The organism is Streptomyces ossamyceticus, assembly GCF_001418475.1.
Lineage (GTDB): Bacteria > Actinomycetota > Actinomycetes > Streptomycetales > Streptomycetaceae > Streptomyces > Streptomyces ossamyceticus.
This window is the reverse complement of sequence record NZ_LIQX01000449.1, coordinates 1-1,595: the sequence shown is the minus strand read 5'-3', so window position 1 is coordinate 1,595 and position 1,595 is coordinate 1. Positions and strand designations below refer to the sequence as shown.

The 1,595-nt window shown below is 71.5% G+C and carries 2 protein-coding genes; both read left to right on the top strand.

Annotation, left to right across the window (positions count from 1 at the left end; translation table 11 throughout):
• Positions 1-2: 2 nt before the first annotated feature.
• Positions 3-359 (top strand): SCO3933 family regulatory protein, encoded by a 357-nt coding sequence (locus tag AOK15_RS29025; protein WP_055521310.1) that lies wholly within the window; start codon positions 3-5, stop codon positions 357-359.
• On the top strand, positions 359-1,595 hold a 1,237-nt coding region (locus tag AOK15_RS29020), incomplete at its 3' end, for an FtsK/SpoIIIE domain-containing protein (protein ID WP_055521309.1). The genes AOK15_RS29025 and AOK15_RS29020, both read left to right, overlap by 1 nt.

Sequence of the window (1,595 nt, the reverse complement as noted above, 5' to 3'; positions counted from 1 at the left end):
CCTTGCGTACCATTCGTGTTGAGACCTCGGCCGCGACGATCCTGCTGACGGAGGCTCCCGAGCCCAAGGTCCGGGACCGGCAGACGGGCGAGATCGCCAAGGATGCCGTCAGCGGGGAGGCGCTGATGACGATCGGCGTCGTCTACATCGAGGACGGGGAGTCGTCGCTGTTCAAGGTCACGGTCCCTGAGGGTGGTGTGGCCGAGGGGCTGGCGCTGGGGGCGCCGGTCTCGCTGCCGGGGCTGGTCGCCCGGCCGTGGGAGTCGGTGTTCAACGGCCAGCAGCGGCACGGCATCGCCTTCCGCGCCGCCGCCGTGACTCCGGCCGCCTTCCCGGCCGCCATGGGGGCCACCGCCTGATGTCCGATCTGGTGACACTTCTGGAGGTGGGTGGTCCCCTCGCCGCACTCGGCGGCGGGGCCGCCTACACCCGGGCCAGGCATCCCCGCCTGTATTGGCCCACGGTCGGCCTGCCGATATCCACCGTCCGGCTCCTCGGGACGTACGGCTCGGTCATGGAGGCGTGCGGGCTGACCGTGGCGCCGTCCCGGCTGCGGGTCCTCGCCGTCAAGGCCACCACTCGCCGCGAGGTCCGGCCGGTCCCGCCTCGCCGGGGGATCATCCGGCCCACCTCGGCCGGGCTGCGGCTTCGCCTCCGGCTCGCTCCGGGCCAGGAACCGGCGGACGTCGCCGCCTCGGCCGAGCGGCTGCGGCACGCCTGGGGCGTTCACGCCGTGTACGTGAAGACGGTCAAGCCGGGCGTGGTCGAACTGCGACTCGTCGGCTTCGACGTGCTGCGGAACGTGCGGATGCCCCGGAAAGCCGCTGCCGAGTTCCTCAAGGTGCCCGTGGCGCTGCGGGAAGATGCGACCCCGTTCGTACGCGACTACCGCACCATTCCCCACCAGCTCACCCTCGGCGCCACGCTTTCGGGGAAGTCCATGTACCTGCGCCATCTGATCACCGGGCTCGCCCGGCAGTCCGTCGCGCTGGTCGGTATCGACTGCAAGCGGGGTGTGGAGCTGGCGCCGTTCGCCTCCCGGCTCTCCGCCCTCGCCACCGATCCCGAGCAGGCGGCCGACCTGCTGCCCGTACTCGTCAAGGAAATGGAGGACCGATACGACCTGATCAAGGCCCGGCAAGGCATCGCCCCGGACACCCCCGACGAGGAGATCACCTCCGACATCTGGGGCCTGCCCGAGAGCGAACGCCCGGTACCGATCGTGCTGTTCGTCGACGAGGTGGCCGAACTCTTCCTCGTCGCCACGAAGAAGGACGAGGAACGGCGGGACGAGATGGTCACCCAGCTCATCCGCCTCGCCCAACTCGGCCGCGCCGCCGGCATCTACCTGGAGGTGTGCGGGCAGCGCTTCGGCGCCGAACTGGGCAAGGGCGCCACCATGCTCCGCGCCCAGCTCACCGGCCGGGTCTGCCACCGCGTCAACGACGAAGCCTCCGCGAAGATGGCCCTCGGCGACATCGCCCCCGAAGCGGTCCTCGCCGCCTGCGCCATCGCGCCCGAACTGCCCGGCCTGGCCGTGGCCGGTGACACCTCCGGCGGCTGGTCCCGCATCCGCACGCCGTACCTGTCCCTCG